The sequence below is a fragment of the Streptococcus parasanguinis genome (assembly GCF_040908565.1).
In the GTDB taxonomy this organism is placed as follows: domain Bacteria; phylum Bacillota; class Bacilli; order Lactobacillales; family Streptococcaceae; genus Streptococcus; species Streptococcus parasanguinis_AC.
In genome coordinates, this window is record NZ_JBDGEA010000009.1 from 1 (window position 1) to 21,104 (window position 21,104).

Sequence of the window (21,104 nt, forward strand, 5' to 3'; positions counted from 1 at the left end):
GTTCGTCTTGTTCAGTTTTCAAAGGTCTTTGTCGCTCTCTCGCGACAACTATATTAGTATATCATGACCTGATCTTGCTGTCAACACTTTTTTTCAAAAAAATTTATTTTCTTAAAAAATATTCTTACTTCTTTGGGTTATCTAAAAAATCAGGAGCAAAATTGCTCCTGATCCTTCTATAATTTAATTGATGTTTTTAATCTCTATTCTTTTACTTCCAATAGACCGATGTCTCCATCTTCTCTACGGTAGATAACATTAGTTGTGTTGTCTTCTGCATCACGATAAATGAAGAAGTCGTGTGCTAATAGATCCATTTGAAGAATAGCTTCATCTAAATCCATTGGTTCTAGATCAATTGTTTTTGAGCGAACAACTTTTTCTGTGGTTGTTGCTTCTTCTAGAACTGCATCGGTAAACAACTTACCTGCACCAGATTTAACACGATTTTTCTTTTCGATTTTTGTTTTATTCTTACGAATTTGACGTTCAATTTTATCTACAACCAGATCAATTGAACCGTACATATCTTGAGACACATCTTCTGCACGAAGTGTAATAGATCCAAGTGGAATGGTTACTTCTACTTTTGCGGTCTTTTCACGGTAAACTTTTAAGTTTACTCGAGCGTCTAGCTCTTGATCTGCCTGAAAATATTTTTCAATCTTTTCGAGTTTAGAAACGACATAGTCGCGAATGGCTTCTGTTACTTCTAGGTTTTCACCACGGATACTATATTTAATCATATTAGTACCTACTTTCTAAACATTATGTTTTTATTTATATGTATATTATAACGCTTTCATAAAGTTTTTGCAAATCTTTTTTTATCTTGCGATTGAAAATGTTTTTATTTCTTTCACACCTTTTTCAATTAATAAGCGCTTCATTAATTCAATCGTTTTGCCAGTTGTGTATATATCATCGAAGATCAGATACTTTTGCTTTTTTGAAACTTCTTCTTTTAATTGAAAGTGTTGAGAAGTTTTTAATCTTTCTTCTCTAGTTTTTTTTGATTGCGCTAAACTTTCTTCTTTTTGGAATACACTGCTGTACTTTATTTCTGCAAAATCTAATATAGTCGAAACTTGATTAAATCCTCTCTCCTGCTTTTTTTCATGGCTAATTGGAGTTGGTATTATAGTAAAGCCCTTATATTTTTTCAATGCTTTTTTGATGTCACTTACAAATACCATTCCTAACAAACGATCTCCTTCAAATTTATATCGTTTGAAATAGTCCTTCATTGCTGCATTATATCTATATAATGCTTCATGATCTACCATATTCCCCTTTTGTATCCAGTATTCGCAATCTTTACATACTTTCTCCTCCTTGTCTTTATAACATCTAGGACAATGGATTTCGCCAATTTGTTCGAAGTCTTCTTTGCATTCTTTACAAATCCATTCTTCTTGTTGATTCATAAAAATAAGGTCTGTGAAATGTTCACCAATTTTCAACTCTTTAGTACAAAGCAAACATTCTTTCAAAATCCAGCCTCCTGATTCATTTCCTTTATTTCTTTGATTGCTTTCTTCATTTCTCGTGTTACGCCTTCTGATAAAAAAAGTAGTTTACCTGTTGGTCTTTCTTTACTTCGACCGACTCTTCCTGAAATTTGTACGAGAGCACTTTTAGTAAATAATTTGTGATTACTTTCTAAAACAAATACATCTACAAACGGAAAAGTCACTCCTCTTTCTAGAATGGTTGTCGAGACTAGCATGGTTATGGCTTTGTTTCTAAACTCTTCTACTATTTGTAGACGATCTGTAGTCTGTGAAGATACAAAACCTACTGTTTCTTTGGGAAAGTATTTTTTTAAGTTCTCAGTGAATTGTTGTCCTAATTCTATTTCAGATACAAAGATTAACAATGGGTAGTGACTCTGTCTTTGTTTCTTGATCAGTTGCAATAGTTCGTATGGGATTCTTCCTTTTTCTATTTTTTCTCTAATTTTCGGAACCCATTTTATTTCAGGTACCACTAGTGGGTTCCCATGAAATCTTCTTGGAAGACTATAACGAATGATTTCTTTTTTCTTGACCTTTTTATCTAACTCATCTGTAGAGGTTGCGGTTAAATAAAGGGTGTTCCCCTCTTTTTTTATTGCATTCTGAGCTGCTTTATATAAGATTGGATTGTCCACATAGGGAAAAGCATCTACCTCATCTATAATAAGGAGATCAAAGGCCTGATAAAACTTTAGCAATTGGTGGGTTGTAGCGATCACCAAGGGGGTTCTAAAATATGGCTCCGATTCTCCATGAAGCAAAGAGATGTGGCAGGAAAAATCTTCCTTCATCCTTCCGTACAGTTCGATACAGACATCAATTCTTGGGGTAGCAATACAGACTGCTTTTCCTGCCTTGATCGCTGTTGCTACAACCTGGTACATCATTTCCGTTTTCCCAGCGCCTGTCACAGCATGTACCAGGGCATGTTTCCCTGCTTTAACTGCTTGGATAAGTCCTTCAGATACCTCTTGTTGATAGGAAGTCAAGGTTCCTTTCCAGTTTAGCACCTCTTGTCCTTCAAAGTCCTGCTGTGCAATAGTATAAAGTTTTTGATCACTCCGGATCCTTCCCAATTGGATACAGGCTCTACAATACAACACCTCCTCACTCAACTTCCAAAGTTTTTGATCAATCAAACTGCCACATCGAAAGCATTGGTACCTTCCATTCTGTTTTTCCATAGCTGGAAGTTCTTGGGCAATTTCTTTCAGATCATTTGTCATTTGACTCTCCGTTAAGAGTCTTCCATAAGAATCTTCTATCTTCATACTTATTAATTCGCAAAAGTTGGAGAAAATCATTCTTTTTTTGTAAAATAAGAATATGGAATATGTTACATTTAAAGAGAACGGTACTGTTCAAGAAGAAATCAAAAAGTCAAAATTCATTTGTCATGTCAAGCGAGTCTCCTCTGAAGAGGAAGCTAGAGATTTTATCAATGCCATTAAAAAGGAACACTATAAGGCTACACATAACTGCTCTGCTTTCATCATTGGGGAACAAAGTGACATCAAACGGACCAGTGACGATGGAGAGCCTAGTGGAACAGCTGGAGTACCGATGTTAGGTGTACTGGAGAATCATCGCATCACTAATAGTTGTGTCGTGGTGACCCGCTATTTTGGAGGTATTAAATTAGGGGCGGGTGGTCTGATTCGCGCTTATGCTGGAAGTGTTGCACAAGCGGTTCGAGAAATCGGGTTGGTAGAAATCAAAGAGCAAGTTGTTCTTGGAATTACTTTGACCTATTCCCAATACCAAGAATTTGCTAATTTCTTAAAAGACCATCAATTGGCGGAACAAGATCCGATGTTCACAGATCAGGTGGGGACAACTATTTTTGTGGATAAAGAAAACACAAACTCTATTACAGCAGCTTTAGTCGAATTTTACAATGGCAAGGTCATTATTGAGGACCAAGGAATTCGCGAGGTTGAAGTGCCCCTACTTTCTGTATAAAATTAATCAAAAAAACTATCGGCAACGATAGTTTTTTTTTATCACACCCATAAAATTTCTATATTTTACATTCTTCTCACAAGGGACTATACTGGTTAGTATCAAGAAAACCTAGAACTGAGGTATATTATGGCTATTTATGAAAATATTACAGAATTGATTGGGAACACTCCGATTGTCAAATTGAACCGTCTTGTTCCTGAAGGAGCTGCAGATGTCTATGTCAAACTCGAAGCTTTCAACCCTGGGTCATCTGTTAAAGACCGGATTGCTTTGAGTATGATTGAAAAAGCTGAAGCGGACGGCTTGATCAAACCAGGTGATACCATTGTCGAAGCAACTAGTGGGAACACAGGGATTGGCTTGTCATGGGTTGGCGCAGCTAAAGGCTATAAAGTTGTGATTGTCATGCCTGAAACCATGAGTGTGGAACGTCGAAAAATCATCCAAGCCTATGGAGCTGAACTCGTTTTGACTCCTGGAAGTGACGGAATGAAAGGCGCTATCGCTAAAGCTGAAGCAATCGCTGAAGAAAGAAATGGCTTCCTTCCTCTTCAATTTGAAAACCCTGCTAACCCAGAGGTACATGAAAGAACAACAGGACAAGAAATCGTTGATGCATTTGGAAAAGATGGTTTAGATGCTTTTGTCGCAGGTGTTGGTACTGGCGGTACTGTTTCTGGTATTTCTCATACTTTGAAAAAGAATAATCCTGCTGTCAAAGTCTATGCCGTTGAGGCCAATGAATCTGCAGTCCTTTCTGGCGAAAAACCTGGACCACATAAAATCCAAGGGATTTCAGCAGGCTTTATCCCAAATACTTTAGACACTAACGCATATGATGGTGTTCGTCGCGTGTCTTCAGAAGAAGCTTTCGAACTTGCACGAGCTATCGGTGGAGCTGAAGGATTCTTAGTCGGTATCTCAAGCGCAGCCGCTATCTATGCTGCTATTGAAGTCGCAAAAGAATTGGGGAGCGGTAAAAAAGTTCTTGCTCTTGCACCAGATAATGGAGAACGTTACCTTTCTACTACCCTTTACGAATTTGAATAATTCTCTATATCAAAAAAACTTCGATAGGTTTCATCAACCCATCGAAGTTTTTATTTTTTTTCTTGTTTGCTAAAGAATACCTTTCCTTCTTTGACCCAGGTCGGCATCTGTTGAGCTAAGGGCGCAAAACCACTCTTGTGGCGGTCATTTGAAAAACGATGGTGTCGAACGCTTCGTTGTGGTATTTCTTCTAAGGTTCTCAAAGAAAGACTGGCTTTCTTAGAATATTCATCAACATCGATGACTTGGACAAAGACTTTCTCTCCAATCGAAAGAATATCATGAATATTACTTACATAACCACTTCTAATCTCTGAGATATGAATCAATCCCGTGATACCCGACTCTAGTTCGACAAAGGCACCATAAGGTTGAATACCTGTAATGGTCCCTTCTAACTTATCTCCAATTTTCATACTAGTCCTCAATTTCGACGGTTTCAATCACGACATCTTCTACCGGCTTATCCATCATCCCTGTCTCAACAGCCGCGATCTCATCCAACACAGCAAACGAAGCTTCATCCATCAATTGTCCAAATACGGTATGACGTTGATCTAGGTGAGGAGTTCCTCCTTCTGTCGTATAAATTTCGGCAATTTTTTCAGGCCAGCCACCTCGGACCAATTCTTTTTTCGAATATGGGAGATGTTGATTTTGTACAATAAAGAATTGGCTACCATTTGTGTTTGGTCCAGCATTTGCCATCGAAAGGGCTCCGCGAATATTGTACAATTCTTTTGAAAATTCGTCTTCGAAGCTTTCTCCATAGATGGATTCGCCACCCATACCTGTACCAGTAGGATCTCCCCCTTGGATCATGAAATCTTTGATAATCCGATGGAAAATGACACCATCATAATAACCAGACTTTGCAAGAGCTACAAAGTTTGCAACTGTTTTTGGCGCTTGATCTGGGAACAATTGAATGTTCATCTCACCATGATTGGTTTTAATCACAGCTACAGGACCATCAACCGTAGCAAGTTCTAACTGTGGTAACGTCAATTCTTTTTCAACCATATTTAACTCCTCTAAGGCATAGAATATGCCATCTTCTTCCAAATTTTTAGTGATATAATCAGCTTTTTCTTGTAACTCTGGGGCAGATATTCCCATTGCGATACTAATCCCAGCATAATCAAATAGTTCGAGATCATTTAAGCCATCCCCAAATACCAAAACATTTTCTGGCTTCAAGCCCAAATGATTGACAAGTTGAGAGACTCCAGAAGCCTTTGATCGATCAAAACGAACAACATCAGATGAATGTGGGTGCCATGGAACGAGACGTAAGTCCTCTTGTAAGGAAGGTGATAATTCTAAATCACCATCATCTTCATCAAAGGTCCACATTTGGAAAATTGGTTCTTTCAAATGCAGATCTGGATCTACTGGTAAGTTGGGATAAATGATGTCAATAGCATCACTGATCAAAGGTGTACGATTGGACAGGGCAGCTTGATGACTAGCCACTAACCCATAATCAATCTGGGATTCTTTGGCCCAATCCACAAAAGAAGAAACGATTGCTTCATTGATTGGTGATTGGTAGATCACAGTTCCTTTGGTATCTTCAATATAGGCACCGTTTAAGGTGACTAGAAAATCCGGCTTTAAGTCCATAATTTCAGGAACAACTCCAAAAACCCCTCTACCGGTTGCAATCCCTGTTCGAATTCCCTTTTCTTTCAACTGACGAAAGACGTCTTTTACAGATTCTGGGATCAATCCAGTTTCTTTTGCACGTAATGTATCGTCAATATCAAAAAAGACGATTTTTACTTTTTTTGCTTTATAACGTAATTTTGCGTCCACTTGTCTCCCCCTATTTTCCTTGCTCTATTATAGCATGTTTCAACTTAAAAATCTTCTTGATTCACGAGATGGTGTCGGAAGGCATAGACGACTGCTTGCGTCCGATCACTGACTTCTAATTTGGATAAGATGTTGGAGACATGGGTCTTCACTGTTTTTAAAGAAATGAAGAGTTCATCTGCTATTCGTTGATTTTCATAGCCTTTTGTTAATAGAGCCAGAATATCTCGTTCTCTAGCCGTCAAATCATCATGCAATTCAGCATGGTTCTTTCGTGACTCAACTTTTTGACTAACTTCTGTCTCGATCGCAAATTCTCCCTTTGCAACCTTCCTTACAGCCTGTAGGATCTCAGTTGCCGACGAAGTCTTTAAGATATAACCTTTTGCACCTGCATCTAAAACCGGGTAGATCTTTTCGTTATCCAAATAAGACGTCAAAATGACAATTTTAGCTTCCGGCCACTCTTTTAGGATAGCTAGAGTTGCATCGATTCCATTTAGCTCTGGCATCACAATATCCATGATGATGACGTCTGGTCTTTCTTTCAGCGCCAACTCCACGCCTTCTTGCCCATTTTGTGCCTCTGAGACTTGCTCAATATCGGTTTGCATGGACAAAAAGCTTTTCAATCCCAACCGGACCATTTCATGGTCGTCTACTAATAATACTTTCATACAGTTTCCTTTTCATTTTTATCTTTTACAAGAAGGGGAACACGAATATCTACAGCTACTCCCTTTTGAGGACTCGTTCTTATTTTAATGGTTCCCGCCATGTCTTCTACACGCTCTTGAATATTTTTCAACCCATAACTCAATCGTTCCAATTTTTCCTGCTCAAATCCGATTCCATCATCTACCATCCGTAAATGAAGTTGTTTCCCCTCCTGATGCAAAAAGACATCCATTTGTTGAGCTCTAGCATGTTTCAAGGTATTGCTGACAATTTCTTGGACGATCCGAAATAGATGTTCTTCCATATCTTTTGGAATACTCACTTCATTGTGATGGAAGACAACGGTTAGGTTACTCTTTTCCTTCAATTCTCTAAAAATCATCTCCATACCTTCTACTAAACTTTTTCCTTCCAATTCTGTAGGACGAAGATGTAAGAGCAAGACACGTAGATCATTTTGGGCTGTACCCAAAATATCCGATACCCCATTTAATTGCTGCTGAATCTGGTTTTTCTCTAACTCAAGAGCCTGTGAAGCCACTCCGGACAAAATCATATTAGCTGCAAACAATTCTTGACTAACCGTGTCATGTAGATCGCGCGCAATTCTCTTACGCTCGATTTCAATAATTTCTTCCTCATTTCGCATCACACGATTTTCACTTTTTTGTAAATTTTCTTCAAGTCGATACAACTTCTTATCCAATAAATCTAACTGTTGATTCAACTCTTTAGGGGCAATTGCTTTTCGCTGTGAAGCGGTTAGGATCGCTTCCACCTTTTGTTGTACCGCATGAACCGTTACAAATTGCGTGATTTTGATAATTAAGACCACCAAAGCCGTCAATGCAAGCGTCAGACTAAAAATCAAAAATAGGAATGATTGAAGTAAGGAAAGATCTGAAAGAAGTTTGCTCCACTGAAAACCAACAAAATGAAAAATGGTATGACAAATGACCGCAACCACCATTAGGGAATAGAAGTACAATAGGAGATAGTCTAATTTTTTCATGCGCGAATCACCTCTACATCCCCAACGATTCCAACTAATACAATTTTAATAGAACGGTGCGACCTCCGATAATGTGCCGTTTCAATATCTAAGGTTTCATTCCTCATCTTTCGGATAGGAAGATCCAAAAACTTCAGATTTCCATAAAGAGTGTTAATTTGTAAATGAAGCTCCAAATCAATCGGTAAGATAATTTTTGTATTTCCAAAACCTTTCCGAATGATCACCACATTATCCCAATTGCATATGGCAACCTCCTCTAAATGAAGGGTGTCATTCCCAAAAACTCGGATCACATTCAGATCTCGATATCCTCGACTTTGCTTTGAAAAATGTTGCAAATCACCAATCCATCGAGTTTTTTCCTGACGAATTTTCGTATCCTCTTCAACATCAAACACAACTGCTTCATTTTCCTTATACATATAAGGGTAAGCGATCAATAAACCATAAATCACCGCAAATAAAATGGCTGCAATCACAAAAGGATTCAGCATCACGATAAAAAACAGAAGCACACTCAGTGCGATCAAAAGAAAATTCGCTTTTTGTTTGCCAAAATAGTAATACAGAAGAAGCAAAAAGAGAACCATCAAGACAACAAATCTGGAAAAATCGATTGATAAAATGGTGATCGCTGCTAATGTTAACAAAACGGCTTCAACGAAAATAAAAATTTGTATTTTCCACATAGTCTACCTCATCTTTTCCTATTTTATCAAATTTTTCCTCATTTGACTTCCGTCTGTGGTTGGATAATCGCATACAATCAAAAAGACCCAGAAATCCATCTGAGTCTTAAACTGAATTATTAATCTCCACCAGTTGCACTACTGCTGGAACTTTCTGTATCCGATCGTTCAGCAGAGGATGAACTAGATGTTTCTGAACTGGATGAGGCTTTTGTACTCGAAGAAGCTGTCACTTTAGGCTCATATACCGTCAAGACAATTCGTGTTCGGTTAATGTCCACCGTACTCGAAACTTCTGGAGTTTGACTGACAATTTGACCTGCAGAAACAACTACCCCATCAGGGAGATGTTCCGTTTTTCTTAATTCGATATTGGCTTCTTTAATACCATAGATTTCAATTAAATTACTTCTAGCAAAATCATAGGTTGATCCAACATAGTTTGGCATTTCAATTGAAGTTGTTTCTTTTGCTACTTTTAAAACAATCTTGGTCTTTGAACTCAAAGAATATTGCTCTCCTGGAGCTGGGGTTTGTTCAAGAACTGTCCCTGCAGGATCATCAAAGGTCTCAACTTCTTCAATCGTGATCATTTTGCTCGATACTTTATAAGTGTTTTTCAGATCCTCTTCAGCTGCTGCCCGTGTTTCACCTACGTAATTTGGCATTTCAAAGCTGTTTGGTCCTTTTGAAACGATCAAATCAATTCGACTTTGTTCTTTCTTTTGGGCCCCTGCATTGGGATTGGTTCGAATGACATAACCTTCTGCAACCGAATCACTGTACTCTTCTTTCTCTTCACCAACTTGAAGGTCTTGTCCCTCAATAACGGCTCTAGCTTCGGCAATGGTTTTGCCGGAAACATCTGGAACGGTTTTATTGGCCGGGCTCATATACAACAAGAAGGTAAAGGCTGCAAGAACTAGGGCAATGGCAACAAACAAGACCTTGTAGCGCGCCCGTAAGCGTCTTCTTGGCTTTTTGCTTGGGGCCATTGTCTGTTGGTTAGATAATGGTCGATTAGGATCTACCGAACTGATTTCATTGCGTACCTCAGAGATTGGAACAGGAGCCGTCTTTGGAGTTGGACTCATTTTGGGAAGAGTCTTCGTATCGGCTTTTACTTGGTCTTCAAAAACCAATTTTTTCTCGTTTCTTCTCTCATAAGATAAGCAACTTGACAAATCCACATACATCTCTGCCACTGACTTATAGCGATCCGTCAGTTTTTTAGCTGTCGCTTTGATCACCACATTTTCTAGAGCTTGTGGAACATTCTTATTTTCCTCACGAATAGATGGGAGAGGCTTTTGAAAATGCTGCAAAGCAATTGTGACTGCACTGTCCCCATCATAAGGAATGTGCCCGGTTAACATCTCATAGAAAATGATCCCCATAGCGTAGATATCACTTTGAACCGTTGCTTTTGATCCACGCGCCTGCTCAGGGGACAAATAATGGACTGATCCTAACATCGAGTTGGTCTGGGTCAAGCTAGTCTCTGCAAAGGCCACTGCAATCCCAAAGTCTGAAACTTTCGCTGTTCCATCTGGTGTCAAGAGGACATTCTGTGGTTTTAAATCTCTATGGATAATGCCACGAGTATGGGCAAGACGCATAGCGAGAAGGATCTGCCCCATCAAACGAACAGCTTCTTCATTTGATAAAGGTGCATTTTCTTTGATATAGCGTTTTAAGTCTAAACCTGCAACATATTCCATTGCAAGGTATTGTTGCCCTTCTTCTTCGCCAATGTCTGTAATCCGAACGATATTTGGATGGTCCAGTTCTGCCATCGCTTTTGCTTCACGCTGAAAACGAGCAACTGCAATGGGATCTGTCTGGTAATTCGTACGCAGTACCTTGACTGCAACTTCTTCCCCATCTAAAATCAAATCACGCGCAAGATAAACATCTGCCATCCCGCCGCGCCCAATTTGTTGGATGATTTTATATCGCCCGGCAAAAATTTTGCCGATTTGAATCATGCTGCGTCCTCCTCAGTAAAGTGGAGCAGTACAACAGTGATATTATCCAAGCCTCCAGCATTATTGGCAAAACGAATCAATGCTTGAGCCTTCTCTTCAAGCGTAACATCACTCAAGACAATGTCTCTGATTTCATCTGGGCCAATCATATTCGTTAAACCATCACTATTGATCAAAATGTAATCATCTGCTTCAACAGTCACCAAACCATAATCAGGCGCCAACTCATCTTTTTGACCAATGGACTGAGTGATGATGTTCCGCTGAGGATGATGGGCTGCTTCTTCTTCTGTAATTTGACCTGCTCGTAAAAGAGCATTTACAAGAGAATGATCACTGGTCAACTGCTGGTATTCACCGTGGCGAATGAGACCAATACGCGAATCCCCAACATGGGCATAAATCACTTGTCCTTCTACAAAAGCCAAAGCTTCCAGTGTCGTTCCCATTCCTTTGTGCTCATCATCTTGCCCAGCTAAATGAATCCGACGGTTCACAGCTTCTAAATGTTCTGCAAACCATTCACGTACTTGATTAACCGTCTCGATCTCAGAAGAAACCCAGGCTGCACCTAGGTCTGTGACTGCCATTTCACTAGCAATATTTCCGGCACGGTGCCCCCCCATACCATCAGCAAGAAATACCATAGATTTTCCTGCCTTGTTTTTATATTGATTTGCATAGTCTTGGTTATTTGTCCGTCTTTGACCTACATCGGTTAAGATCGTAATATCCATACTGTCAGTTTCCTCCTGATATTATGACATTCTCTTAAAACGACTGATAAAGAAGCCGTCGCTTCCGTATAATTCGGGTGTAATAAGGATACAATCATTCTTGAGAATATCTTTTCTTTCGTGATCCAATGGGACTTGTTTGAAATTTGGATGGTGTTTCAAAAATTGGTCCACCACTTCAAAATTTTCTTTCCCCATAATTGTACACGTACTGTACACTATTATACCACCTTTACGCACACTTTGACAAACACTATCCAGAATCGCCAATTGAATAGCTTGTAAAGATATAAAATCTGCACCCTCTTTATTGTACTTGATATCAGGCTTTCTCCGTATCAGACCAATCCCCGAACAAGGTGCATCCACCAAAATTTTATCGAAAGCATCTGGTCCAAATGTTTCATAGACTTTTGTCGCATCTAACTTCTTTGTCAAAATTTTGTCCGCAACATGGAGCCGATTAGCATTTTCTTGAATCAATTTGAGTTTATGGTCATAGAGATCCAGGGCTGTGACCTTCCCAGTCGTGAGATAAGAAGCGATGTGAGTCGTCTTTCCACCTGGCGCTGCACAGGCATCTAAAACCCACTCATCCCCTTGCAAATCCAAAGCTGGCGCCACCAATTGACTGGACTCGTCTTGAATGGCAATGCGTCCTTCTTTAAACAAAGTGTGCGCTGCAAAATGTCCCTGATCTTTCACGAGGGCAGACGGGGCAAGTAGAGAAGATTTTGCTTCTAGTGTCTGAGCCAACTCTTCTTTTTCGTCAAGATCAATCACACGAATACTTGATTTATTACGCTGATAGAGACTCTTAAAAATAGCGCAAGAACGTTCTTCACCATATTCTTCGATCAATGCTTTGACCAACCATACAGGTAGAGAATATTCCACTGAATACCGTTTGTTCTTTCGCTTAATCGTATCAATAGCTGGTAGCCCCTCGCGAAGGAGCTTCCTAAGAATAGCATTGACAAACTTCTCACTGCCTTCTTTTCGACCTTTTGCTATCCGGACAGCTTCATTGACGATGGCATGGTCAGGAATGCGATCCAAGTAGACCAACTGATACAAACTCATCATCAAAAGATAATAGAGCCAAGGATCTAATTTCGTCCGGTCCTCAATCACGTGGGCGAGATACCACTCAAGTGTTATCTTCCGCGCTACGGTACCATATACAACTTCCGTAACAAAACTTCTATCTTTATCTGAAAGTTTAGAATTTTCTAGTGCTTGATTTAAGGCAATATTAGAATAGGCTCCATGTTCAAAAACCTCTTCTAAAACTCCAAGGATCTGTTCACGCGCATTCATTTGTTTACCTTCCAAAGTAATCTCCTACTTTCAATTGACGGCCCGCACCATTCAAAAAGTCTGTAATGGACATTTTGGGTTTTCCTGCAGGCTGCACAACTTTGAGGGATAGCGCGCCTTCACCTGCAGCTACTACCAACTCTTTTTTGCTCAAACCAATCACTTCTCCTGGATTTCCATTGCCTTCGCATAGCTCTGCTTCATAAACTTTAAAGCGTTGATCATTTAACAAGGTATGAGCGACAGGCCAAGGATTCATCCCTCGGATCTGGTTAAAGACTTGGCGGTTGGTTTTGGTCCACTCCAAAACTTCTTCTTCCGGCAAAATATTTGGTGAAAATGTGACCAAACTAGGATCTTGTGGCCTTGGCTGGATCTCCCCTGCTAGGTAATCTGGCAAAGTATCTAGGAGTAGATCCCGTCCAAGGACAGCCAATTTTTCAAACAAGGTTCCCACATTGTCCTCATCTAAAATTGGTAGAGAACGAGCTGCAATCATGTCTCCAGCATCCATTTCCTTGACCATTTCCATAATTGTAACCCCAGCTTCTTCATCGCCATTGATCAAAGCATAATGAATCGGCGCACCACCTCTATATTTAGGTAACAAAGAAGCGTGGACATTCACAGCGAACTGAAAGTTTTCTAGTAATTTTGTCGGTAAAAATTGGCCAAAAGCAGCGGTCACAATTCCATCCGCATTCAAGGATAGGAGAGTTTCCATTTCTGGACTACCTGATAATTTATCAGGTTGCAGAACTGGTAATTGGTGCTCCAAAGCTACTTGCTTCACTGGAGTCATTCGAATTTCTTTTTTACGACCTACTTTGCGGTCTGGTTGGGTCACTACTGCCAGAATTTCATAACGAGAATCTGCTAACAATCCCTTTAAAACGGTCGCTGAAAAATCAGGCGTTCCCATAAAAATTAATTTTGTCATTTTTCTTCCTTACATAAAACTTTGAGGTTCATTATCAATACTAACTCGTAAATCTTGGTTGCCTTTTTCTTGCGTAAATTCCAAAATTTGATTCAATACCTGTGTAATTCCTTCTTCAAAACGATATTTCACAATGATTTGATAATGATACAAATTATGTGTACGCGCAATTGGTTTAGGAGTTGGTCCTAAAATTTGAACCTGATCGGATAAGCCAGAATGGAGAATTTCCATGACCTGATGTGACTTCTCCATCACAATTTCCTCACTCTTATGCGATAGGTTCAACCCAACTGTGAAGTAATAAGGCGTATAGCCCAGCTGCCGGCGAATCTGCATTTCATAGGCAAAAAAACCTTCATAATCTTGGTCTTTGGCAAATCTAATCGCATAATGATTGGGGTTGTAGCTCTGAATGATAACCTCTCCTTCTTTCTCTGCTCGTCCTGCCCTTCCTGCCACCTGAGTCAAGAGTTGAAAGGTTCTCTCTGAGGATCGATAATCTGGCAAATTTAAAGAAGTATCCGCATTCAAAACACCCACCAAGGTCACATTGGGAAAATCTAGACCTTTCGCAATCATTTGCGTTCCTAATAATATATCTGCTTCTCCATTCCCGAAAGCATTTAGTATCGCTGCGTGGCTCCCTTTTTTTCGGGTGGTATCCACATCCATGCGCAAAATTTTAGCCTCAGGAAAGATCTCTTGTAATTCATCATAGGCTTTTTGCGTTCCTGTTCCGTAATAACGAATGGAACTACTTTGGCAATTTGGACAGTGTCGAGGAATTGCCTTACTATAACCACAGTAATGGCAATTCATCGTTTTTGTGTCCATATGGAGGGTCAAAGAGATGTCACAATTTGGACACGTATCCACTGTCCCACACTCGCGACACATGACAAAGCTGGAATAGCCACGTCGGTTCAACATCAAGACAACCTGCTCTTTTTTCTGCAAGCGATCAGAAATAGCTTCCACTAAGACAGGAGTGAAGTTTCCAGCTTCATTTTGGCCAATATAATCACGGAAATCAACGACTTTAGCTTCTGGAATTTTGGCTGCCGGATTGGCCCGCTGGGTTAGACGAATTAGTTCATAAACCCCTTTTGTTGCACGAGCCCGTGATTCTAGACTTGGGGTGGCAGATCCAAGAAGCAAGACTGCTTGATTGTACTGAGCCCTTAAGACTGCGACTTCCCGGGCATGGTAGCGCGGGTTACTATCTTGTTTGTAAGAAGCCTCATGTTCCTCATCAATGATGATGGCACCTATATTCTTCAAAGGTGCAAAGATTGCTGAGCGCGCTCCAACCACTACCTTGGCCTCTCCACGTTCTACCTTCCGCCATTGATCGTACTTTTCACCATTTGATAAGCCTGAGTGCAGAATGGCCACTTCCTGACCAAAACGGGAAATAAAACGGTCTGTCATCTGTGGTGTCAGAGAAATCTCAGGCACCAACATAATAGCTGTTTTTCCCTTATTTAGAACTTCTTGAATAATCTGCAGATAAACTTCCGTCTTCCCGCTTCCAGTCACTCCTTCTAATAAGAAGGGCTTTGATTCTTTCCCAAGTTTAGAAACAACTGTTTTTACAGCCTTTGATTGTTCTGGATTTAAGACCAAAGCTCGGGTTTGTTTTTTTCCTTCATAGTAAGATGCTGCCCGATTCACTTCTCGTTCGGTAATTTCTAATATATCCTGATCAATAAAATAGGCCACTACTTCTCGTGAAAAATCCTGATACAATCCTGCTAAAGGTTGCTCCTCTTGCTCTAGCAACAGGCGTTCTTTCAATGCTAGTCTTTTTTTAGCTCTCGCAGTCGGTTGCAGTTCTTTTAATCGTTCCTGGTTAACGCGATACCATTTTTCTGTTTTAATTTGTTTCTTATCCTTGGCCTTGTATTCAAGTACCAAATCACCTTTTCTGACCAACCGCATCACTTGGGCTTGATCGGCCACATCTAGAGAAGAAAAAGAAACTTCATTTTTTTCACAAAAAAGTTTCTCTTTGAGAGTTGGATCCAAAGATGGTTGAGGATACAAAATCTTGTCATAACTGGAATTAAGAAGTGAGGGAAGCATGGCTTTTAAAATCGTTATTTTGTAGGAAAAGACACTTTTTCGCAATTGATCTGCCAACCAGAACTGCTCTTGATTTAAGACTGGAGTGTAGTCTAATACCTCTCCAATCGCCTTCAATTCCTCGCTTGTATCTGCCTCTTCTACAACGTCTACCACAATCCCTTGAATGAGGCGATTCCCTTTACCAAAGGGAACATGAACTCGCATTCCCGCCTCAACCATATCTTCAAATTCTGATGGAATCTGATAGGAATAGGGTTTATCCGTCTGCATCAATGGAACATCTACGATGACTTTTGCTATCACTTTTTCACCTCCAGCCTCTATCATATGAGCTTTACTTTATCACGGAACCCTTTAAATAGCAAAAAATAAGATTGAGAAGTCCCCAACCTTAAATTTTTTCACCATCTTCTTTTTCTTTGGCAATTTGTTCCTTAATTTTGCGCTCTTCTTCTTCTTTGCGGATTCGCTCTGCTTCAATCCGACGACGAAGCGCTTCACGTTTTGCTTCTGGATCCGGGTGAACAACTACGTTTCCTGACTCGATTTCTTCAAGCGCTTGTAATGTTGATTTGACCGATTGGAATTCTTGAGTTGGCACTGCACCACTTTCCAATTCGTGGGCCCGTTTTGCCTCAAGTATGACCAATGAGTATTTTGAGGGTACTTTGTCAAGCAATGTATCAATAGAAGGTTTTAACATCATATTCCTATACCTAATTTCTAATTATTTATCTCTTCACAATAGTTTGTGTTTTTGGTAACATATCCAGATAATGCCCAATGACACGGTCTACACGGAAATGTTCTGCTTCGATCACACGTTTGACACGTTCAGCAGCAAGAGGAACTTCATCGTTCACAATTGCGTAGTCATATTCACGCATCATGGCGATTTCTTCTTTTGCTTTTTCAATCCGTTGCGCAATGACTTCTGCACTATCTGTTCCGCGTCCCACTAATCGATCTTGTAATTCATCCAAATCAGGCGGGGTTAAGAAGATAAAAACTGCATCTGGCACTTTTTTCTTTACTTGGAGCGCACCTTGAACTTCAATTTCAAGGAATACATCGATTCCTTTGTCCAAGGTTTCATTCACATAAGTTAAAGGAGTCCCATAGTAATTTCCAACGTACTCAGCATACTCTAACATTTGCCCTTGACGGATCAAATCTTCAAATTCTTCACGTGTACGGAAAAAATAATCGATACCATCCACTTCACCTGGACGTTGTGCACGCGTCGTCATCGATACAGAATACTGAAACTGATTGTCCGAGTTTTCAAAAATTTCTCGTCTGACCGTTCCTTTTCCAACCCCTGAAGGGCCAGAAAATACAATTAATAAGCCACGATCCGCCATGATTTCTCCTTCAATGTCTTTCTATCTAGTGTAACAAAAATCGGCCTAATTTTCAACTGATTTTTTTCATTCAAAAAGCTTGAGATGCTAGATCTCAAGCTTTTCGTTTATTTTGCGTAATCTACTGCACGCAATTCTCGAATAACGGTAACCTTAATGTTTCCAGGATATTCAAGATTTGACTCTATCTTCTCACGAATATCATGAGCTAAGATCGTCACTTTATCATCCTTGATTGCCTCAGGGCTCACCATAATACGGATTTCACGTCCTGCTTGAAGGGCGAAACTTGTCTTAACTCCTTCAAAGCTGTTTGCAATTTCTTCAAGATCTTGCAAACGTTTGATGTAACTTTCAAGTGACTCACTTCGTGCTCCAGGTCGAGCCGCACTCAAGGCATCAGCTGCAGCGACAATGACTGCGATAACACTTTCAGGTTCCACATCTCCATGGTGACTGGCAATAGTATTGACAACCACTGGGTGTTCTTTATACTTACGTGCCAATTCTGTCCCAATCTCAACGTGACTTCCTTCCACTTCACGGTCAATCGCTTTACCGATATCATGCAAGAACCCTGCACGTCGTGCCAAAGTAGCATTTTCACCCAACTCACTGGCAATAATACCAGAAAGTTTGGCAACTTCAATGGAGTGACGCAAAACGTTTTGACCATAAGATGTACGGAATTGCAACCGTCCCATGATTTTCATCAAATCTGGATGGAGGTTTGGCGCCCCGATTTCATAAGCAGCGGCCTCACCGTATTCACGAATACGATTGTCAATTTCCTGACGGTTCTTCTCAACCAGCTCTTCGATGCGGGCTGGATGGATGCGACCATCTTTGAGAAGGCTCTCCATTGTCATACGGGCAATTTCACGACGAATCGGATCAAACCCTGACAAGGTCACCACCTCTGGCGTATCATCGATAATCACATCAACCCCCGTCAAGCTCTCAAAGGTACGAATATTGCGTCCTTCACGCCCAATAATCCGGCCCTTCATGCTATCATCAGGCAAATGAACGGTTGAGTTTGTTTGCTCTGCAACAAAATCACCAGCCATTCGCTGCATGGCTTGGACAAGAATGTCTTTAGCCATCTTATCAGAACGTTCCTTCACTTCCAACTCAGCATCACGAATTCGCGATGCAATTTCTTTTGAAAGTTGATCTTCCGTCTGATTCAAAATAATGTCACGCGCTTCTCCTTGACTTAGAGCAGCGACACGTTCCAGTTCTTCTACTTTCTTGTGTTCAAGCTCTTCCAGCTGTTGTTCACGCGTATCAATGTGTTTAGTTCTATCTGTAAGACTTTGCTCTTTGTGTTCAAGAGACTGTTCTTTGCTTGTTAAAATGTCGTCTTTACGATCAAGATTGCTAGCACGTTCTGCCAAACGGCTTTCTAATTGCTTCAATTCTTGTCGTTCTGACTTAAACTCAGCATCGACCTCTTCACGATATTTTCTGGCTTCTTCCTTTGCCTCCAAAAGTGCTTCTTTTTTAAGTGAACTTGACTCATGCTTCGCCTCTTTTAAAATCAAATCGGCTTCGCGTTCTGCCTGTCCACGTAAATTCGTTGCTTCTTGTTCAGCATTTAAAAGGGTGAGTTCCGCAGCTTCTTTTGAAGCTTTCATTTTAAGAGCAGTTCCCACATATCCAATGACTAAACCAATGACCGCGGCAAAAACACCTGTAATTAAAGAATTCATGCTTTTACCCCAAATCTATTTAATTAGTTGAATTAAAAATTCTTTTACATTTTACCATAAATTACTAAAATTAACAATCTAAAAAAACAGGAAAAAACTTTTATATTTTTGCTTAACCCTTGTTCTTTTATCTACTTTTCTTTCATGGAACATCTGTGAGGAATTCATCTATTTCCACTTTGTTGAATCTGCTTTTTTATGCTATAATCAAGAAAAACAAAGAAGGATTTGAATATGACAAAAGAAGTAATTGTTGAAAGTTTTGAATTGGACCACACAGCTGTGAAGGCTCCTTATGTACGCTTGATTGGGGAGGAAACTGGACCCAAAGGAGATATCATCTCTAACTTTGATATTCGTCTGGTACAGCCCAATGAAAATGCGATTCCAACTGCAGGGCTCCACACGATCGAGCACCTTCTTGCGATGCTCATTCGCAAACGCATCGATGGTATGATTGATTGTTCCCCATTTGGATGTCGCACCGGTTTTCATATGATCATGTGGGGACAACATTCGAGTACGGAAATTGCTAAAGTAATCAAAGATTCTTTAGAAGAAATTGCATCTGTCAGCACTTGGGAGAATGTCCCAGGCACAACTATTGAGTCTTGTGGAAATTACAAGGACCACAGTCTCTTTTCAGCCAAAGAATGGTGTCGCCTGATTCTAGATCAAGGAATTTCGGACGATCCCTTTGAACGTCATCTTGTTTGATATAAAAAAGGACGAACCACTGGTTCATCCTTTTTTATTGTATTTTTTCCCAGAAAGGGGATGTCTGATCAAGCATTAATAATCCAGAGCATCTGAATGACCTTTTCCGTTTCCTACGAAATAACCAGTCTTGGCATTGATACTAAAGAGATAGGTTCCATCTGGTTTGAAGAGGTTGTAATAGCCATTCCCATTAATGATATTGACGCGCTCTAAAATGTATTGATTGCCAGTGATATGTCCACGTTTACGAGCAATGTTCAATACTTTTTCAAGGATCCCATCACCAAATACCCAAGCTGGGTTATTGACATCATTGATAGCTGCTTGGTTATATGGCACACGGCTCAAGTTCCGCTGAAGTGGAACTCCATCGCTTGGAAGACCGTACCCTGAATAGCCTGGACTTGCAGTTCCTGCACTACCTGGAGCAGCATTGACAGCCGGGGCCGTAGGCGTTGCTGCTTGAGCTGGGGCTGGGGTTGCATTAGAAGTATCTGTACCACCTGTTCCTGTCACTGGTGCCGGTGTCGCAACTTGTTGTGAACGTCCTTGCGCAACCGCCTCATTCAATAAGCTATCTAATTTTTCATTGCCTGTCTTTGTTTCTGCAAAGGTCGCATCACTTTTTGCTTTAGCAGTTGCATCCAGAACTCCATCTTTGATCACAGGAGAACTAAATTGAGAATTCACTTTTTGAATAGCAGAAACTTGCTTCACAAGGTCTTCATATTTTGTTTTAGCCGCATTATAATCACTGCTTCCTTCTAATTTGTCCAGCAGTTTCTTCAGATTTTCCAAGTCTCCGAATTTATCATTTTTAAGAGCACTTTTTGATTCATCTACAAAAAAGGCATCGTAGGCTTTGGTAAACTCTTCTAGTTTTTGAGCCTGTGTCTCACTGCTACTTGACTTAGAAGTAGAAGATGACTTGCTAGATGATGAAGATACAACTGTTGTACCACCAGTTTTTCCACGACTATGCATCCAGTTATAGGTCACAAAAATGGCTGAACCGACAATCGCAAGACCTAAGGCAGAATATAAAACCGCTTTGATTCGTTTACCAGCATTGCTTGGTGTTTCCTCAGGAAGGTCCTCTACTTCTACAACTGGTTCAGTTGGTGTGGGTCCAAATTTAATCTTAGCAGGTAATTCTGTTGAGATAGCATCCATTTCAGGTCTTTGTTCCAAGACTGTTTCCGTTACTTCCGGTGCCTCCACTGCTTCAGCTACTTCAGCAACTGTTTCTGTAGCTGCCAACTCTTCAGCTTTAGCCAATTCTTCTTTGGCCAAAATTTTTGTATCGTATTTTTCAGCTTCAATTTCTGCTCGGTGTTGTTTGATATATTTGTCTAAGACATTATCGCCTTCAGTTACACCTGCTTCGATTTCTTCTGCCTTTCGATTGGCCTGCCCAATCGTCATCTCTTTAGCGTCTTCAAAATCTAAAATTGATTCTGTTTCTTGCTCTAGTGGCTTTTTATCCTTCTCTGTCAT

General features: G+C 40.2%; 20 protein-coding genes. 3 read left to right on the top strand and 17 right to left on the bottom strand.

Features of this window, described 5'->3' with window-relative positions:
* Window positions 1–203: 203 nt before the first annotated feature.
* From hpf to AB5Y61_RS05630, 3 genes are all read right to left on the bottom strand, one after another.
* Complete coding sequence (gene hpf / locus AB5Y61_RS05620; protein ID WP_368403456.1) at window positions 204–746, bottom strand: ribosome hibernation-promoting factor, HPF/YfiA family; 543 nt, start codon at window positions 744–746, stop codon at window positions 204–206.
* 81 nt (window positions 747–827) lie between these two features.
* Window positions 828–1,493: a ComF family protein gene (locus AB5Y61_RS05625; protein ID WP_368403457.1), complete on the bottom strand. Its 666-nt coding sequence runs from the start codon at window positions 1,491–1,493 to the stop codon at window positions 828–830.
* Window positions 1,490–2,788 carry a DEAD/DEAH box helicase gene (locus AB5Y61_RS05630; protein ID WP_368403458.1) on the bottom strand — a complete coding sequence of 433 codons (1,299 nt, stop codon included), beginning with the start codon at window positions 2,786–2,788 and terminating at the stop codon, window positions 1,490–1,492. Before AB5Y61_RS05630 ends, AB5Y61_RS05625 begins: the two co-directional genes overlap by 4 nt.
* A gap of 55 nt (window positions 2,789–2,843) precedes the next feature.
* On the opposite strand from AB5Y61_RS05630, the gene AB5Y61_RS05635 reads away from it, so the two are divergent.
* Entirely contained in the window at window positions 2,844–3,479 is a 636-nt protein-coding gene (locus AB5Y61_RS05635; protein WP_049473343.1) for a YigZ family protein, read from the top strand.
* A 129-nt stretch (window positions 3,480–3,608) separates the two neighbouring features.
* Window positions 3,609–4,532, top strand: coding sequence for a cysteine synthase A (gene cysK, locus AB5Y61_RS05640; RefSeq protein ID WP_049473344.1), 924 nt, complete (start codon window positions 3,609–3,611; stop codon window positions 4,530–4,532).
* A 50-nt stretch (window positions 4,533–4,582) separates the two neighbouring features.
* Here cysK and AB5Y61_RS05645 read toward each other — a convergent pair whose 3' ends face one another.
* From AB5Y61_RS05645 to AB5Y61_RS05705, 13 genes are all read right to left on the bottom strand, one after another.
* On the bottom strand, window positions 4,583–4,948 hold the full coding sequence (locus AB5Y61_RS05645) for a S1 RNA-binding domain-containing protein (protein WP_049473345.1): 366 nt from the start codon (window positions 4,946–4,948) through the stop codon (window positions 4,583–4,585).
* Window position 4,949: 1 nt separating this feature from the next.
* Window positions 4,950–6,350, bottom strand: a complete 1,401-nt coding sequence (locus AB5Y61_RS05650; protein ID WP_368403459.1) for a bifunctional Cof-type HAD-IIB family hydrolase/peptidylprolyl isomerase — start codon at window positions 6,348–6,350, stop codon at window positions 4,950–4,952.
* A 44-nt stretch (window positions 6,351–6,394) separates the two neighbouring features.
* Window positions 6,395–7,027 (bottom strand): response regulator transcription factor, encoded by a 633-nt coding sequence (locus tag AB5Y61_RS05655; RefSeq protein ID WP_315376962.1) that lies wholly within the window; start codon window positions 7,025–7,027, stop codon window positions 6,395–6,397.
* Window positions 7,024–8,040, bottom strand: coding sequence for a sensor histidine kinase (locus AB5Y61_RS05660; protein ID WP_315376960.1), 1,017 nt, complete (start codon window positions 8,038–8,040; stop codon window positions 7,024–7,026). The genes AB5Y61_RS05655 and AB5Y61_RS05660 overlap by 4 nt, the downstream gene beginning before the upstream one ends.
* Window positions 8,037–8,732: a cell wall-active antibiotics response protein LiaF gene (liaF, locus tag AB5Y61_RS05665; protein WP_315376958.1), complete on the bottom strand. Its 696-nt coding sequence runs from the start codon at window positions 8,730–8,732 to the stop codon at window positions 8,037–8,039. The genes AB5Y61_RS05660 and liaF overlap by 4 nt, the downstream gene beginning before the upstream one ends.
* 119 nt (window positions 8,733–8,851) lie before the next feature.
* Window positions 8,852–10,720 carry a Stk1 family PASTA domain-containing Ser/Thr kinase gene (pknB, locus tag AB5Y61_RS05670; RefSeq protein WP_368403460.1) on the bottom strand — a complete coding sequence of 623 codons (1,869 nt, stop codon included), beginning with the start codon at window positions 10,718–10,720 and terminating at the stop codon, window positions 8,852–8,854.
* Window positions 10,717–11,457 carry a Stp1/IreP family PP2C-type Ser/Thr phosphatase gene (locus AB5Y61_RS05675; protein WP_315376954.1) on the bottom strand — a complete coding sequence of 247 codons (741 nt, stop codon included), beginning with the start codon at window positions 11,455–11,457 and terminating at the stop codon, window positions 10,717–10,719. The genes pknB and AB5Y61_RS05675 overlap by 4 nt, the downstream gene beginning before the upstream one ends.
* Before the next feature lie 21 nt (window positions 11,458–11,478).
* Window positions 11,479–12,792 (bottom strand): 16S rRNA (cytosine(967)-C(5))-methyltransferase RsmB, encoded by a 1,314-nt coding sequence (rsmB, locus tag AB5Y61_RS05680; RefSeq protein ID WP_315376952.1) that lies wholly within the window; start codon window positions 12,790–12,792, stop codon window positions 11,479–11,481.
* A complete protein-coding gene (gene fmt / locus AB5Y61_RS05685) occupies window positions 12,782–13,717 on the bottom strand; it encodes a methionyl-tRNA formyltransferase (protein ID WP_368403461.1) in 936 nt (311 codons plus the stop codon). Before fmt ends, rsmB begins: the two co-directional genes overlap by 11 nt.
* Before the next feature lie 9 nt (window positions 13,718–13,726).
* Entirely contained in the window at window positions 13,727–16,135 is a 2,409-nt protein-coding gene (locus AB5Y61_RS05690; RefSeq protein ID WP_439145114.1) for a primosomal protein N', read from the bottom strand.
* Window positions 16,136–16,199: 64 nt separating this feature from the next.
* Window positions 16,200–16,514 (bottom strand): DNA-directed RNA polymerase subunit omega, encoded by a 315-nt coding sequence (gene rpoZ, locus AB5Y61_RS05695; RefSeq protein WP_003010339.1) that lies wholly within the window; start codon window positions 16,512–16,514, stop codon window positions 16,200–16,202.
* Window positions 16,515–16,539: 25 nt separating this feature from the next.
* On the bottom strand, window positions 16,540–17,172 hold the full coding sequence (gmk, locus tag AB5Y61_RS05700; protein WP_368403463.1) for a guanylate kinase: 633 nt from the start codon (window positions 17,170–17,172) through the stop codon (window positions 16,540–16,542).
* 107 nt (window positions 17,173–17,279) lie between these two features.
* Window positions 17,280–18,887, bottom strand: a complete 1,608-nt coding sequence (locus tag AB5Y61_RS05705) for a ribonuclease Y (RefSeq protein WP_368403464.1) — start codon at window positions 18,885–18,887, stop codon at window positions 17,280–17,282.
* Between the two features lie 234 nt (window positions 18,888–19,121).
* Between AB5Y61_RS05705 and AB5Y61_RS05710 the strand changes: the two genes are divergently transcribed.
* Window positions 19,122–19,604 carry an S-ribosylhomocysteine lyase gene (locus tag AB5Y61_RS05710; protein ID WP_014712735.1) on the top strand — a complete coding sequence of 161 codons (483 nt, stop codon included), beginning with the start codon at window positions 19,122–19,124 and terminating at the stop codon, window positions 19,602–19,604.
* A 75-nt stretch (window positions 19,605–19,679) separates the two neighbouring features.
* Here AB5Y61_RS05710 and AB5Y61_RS05715 read toward each other — a convergent pair whose 3' ends face one another.
* Entirely contained in the window at window positions 19,680–21,104 is a 1,425-nt protein-coding gene (locus AB5Y61_RS05715; RefSeq protein WP_368403465.1) for a cell division site-positioning protein MapZ family protein, read from the bottom strand.

What these genes read in the sequence shown, in the direction of transcription:
- hpf (WP_368403456.1), bottom strand. Translation starts at nt 746, where the DNA reads ATGATTAAATATAGTATCCGTGGTGAAAACCTAGAAGTAACAGAAGCC.
- AB5Y61_RS05630 (WP_368403458.1), bottom strand. Translation starts at nt 2,788, where the DNA reads ATGAAGATAGAAGATTCTTATGGAAGACTCTTAACGGAGAGTCAAATG.
- AB5Y61_RS05635 (WP_049473343.1), top strand. Translation starts at nt 2,844, where the DNA reads ATGGAATATGTTACATTTAAAGAGAACGGTACTGTTCAAGAAGAAATC.
- cysK (WP_049473344.1), top strand. Translation starts at nt 3,609, where the DNA reads ATGGCTATTTATGAAAATATTACAGAATTGATTGGGAACACTCCGATT.
- AB5Y61_RS05645 (WP_049473345.1), bottom strand. Translation starts at nt 4,948, where the DNA reads ATGAAAATTGGAGATAAGTTAGAAGGGACCATTACAGGTATTCAACCT.
- AB5Y61_RS05655 (WP_315376962.1), bottom strand. Translation starts at nt 7,027, where the DNA reads ATGAAAGTATTATTAGTAGACGACCATGAAATGGTCCGGTTGGGATTG.
- AB5Y61_RS05660 (WP_315376960.1), bottom strand. Translation starts at nt 8,040, where the DNA reads ATGAAAAAATTAGACTATCTCCTATTGTACTTCTATTCCCTAATGGTG.
- liaF (WP_315376958.1), bottom strand. Translation starts at nt 8,732, where the DNA reads ATGTGGAAAATACAAATTTTTATTTTCGTTGAAGCCGTTTTGTTAACA.
- pknB (WP_368403460.1), bottom strand. Translation starts at nt 10,720, where the DNA reads ATGATTCAAATCGGCAAAATTTTTGCCGGGCGATATAAAATCATCCAA.
- AB5Y61_RS05675 (WP_315376954.1), bottom strand. Translation starts at nt 11,457, where the DNA reads ATGGATATTACGATCTTAACCGATGTAGGTCAAAGACGGACAAATAAC.
- fmt (WP_368403461.1), bottom strand. Translation starts at nt 13,717, where the DNA reads ATGACAAAATTAATTTTTATGGGAACGCCTGATTTTTCAGCGACCGTT.
- AB5Y61_RS05690 (WP_439145114.1), bottom strand. Translation starts at nt 16,135, where the DNA reads ATGATAGAGGCTGGAGGTGAAAAAGTGATAGCAAAAGTCATCGTAGAT.
- rpoZ (WP_003010339.1), bottom strand. Translation starts at nt 16,514, where the DNA reads ATGATGTTAAAACCTTCTATTGATACATTGCTTGACAAAGTACCCTCA.
- gmk (WP_368403463.1), bottom strand. Translation starts at nt 17,172, where the DNA reads ATGGCGGATCGTGGCTTATTAATTGTATTTTCTGGCCCTTCAGGGGTT.
- AB5Y61_RS05705 (WP_368403464.1), bottom strand. Translation starts at nt 18,887, where the DNA reads ATGAATTCTTTAATTACAGGTGTTTTTGCCGCGGTCATTGGTTTAGTC.
- AB5Y61_RS05710 (WP_014712735.1), top strand. Translation starts at nt 19,122, where the DNA reads ATGACAAAAGAAGTAATTGTTGAAAGTTTTGAATTGGACCACACAGCT.
- AB5Y61_RS05715 (WP_368403465.1), bottom strand. Translation starts at nt 21,104, where the DNA reads ATGACAGAGAAGGATAAAAAGCCACTAGAGCAAGAAACAGAATCAATT.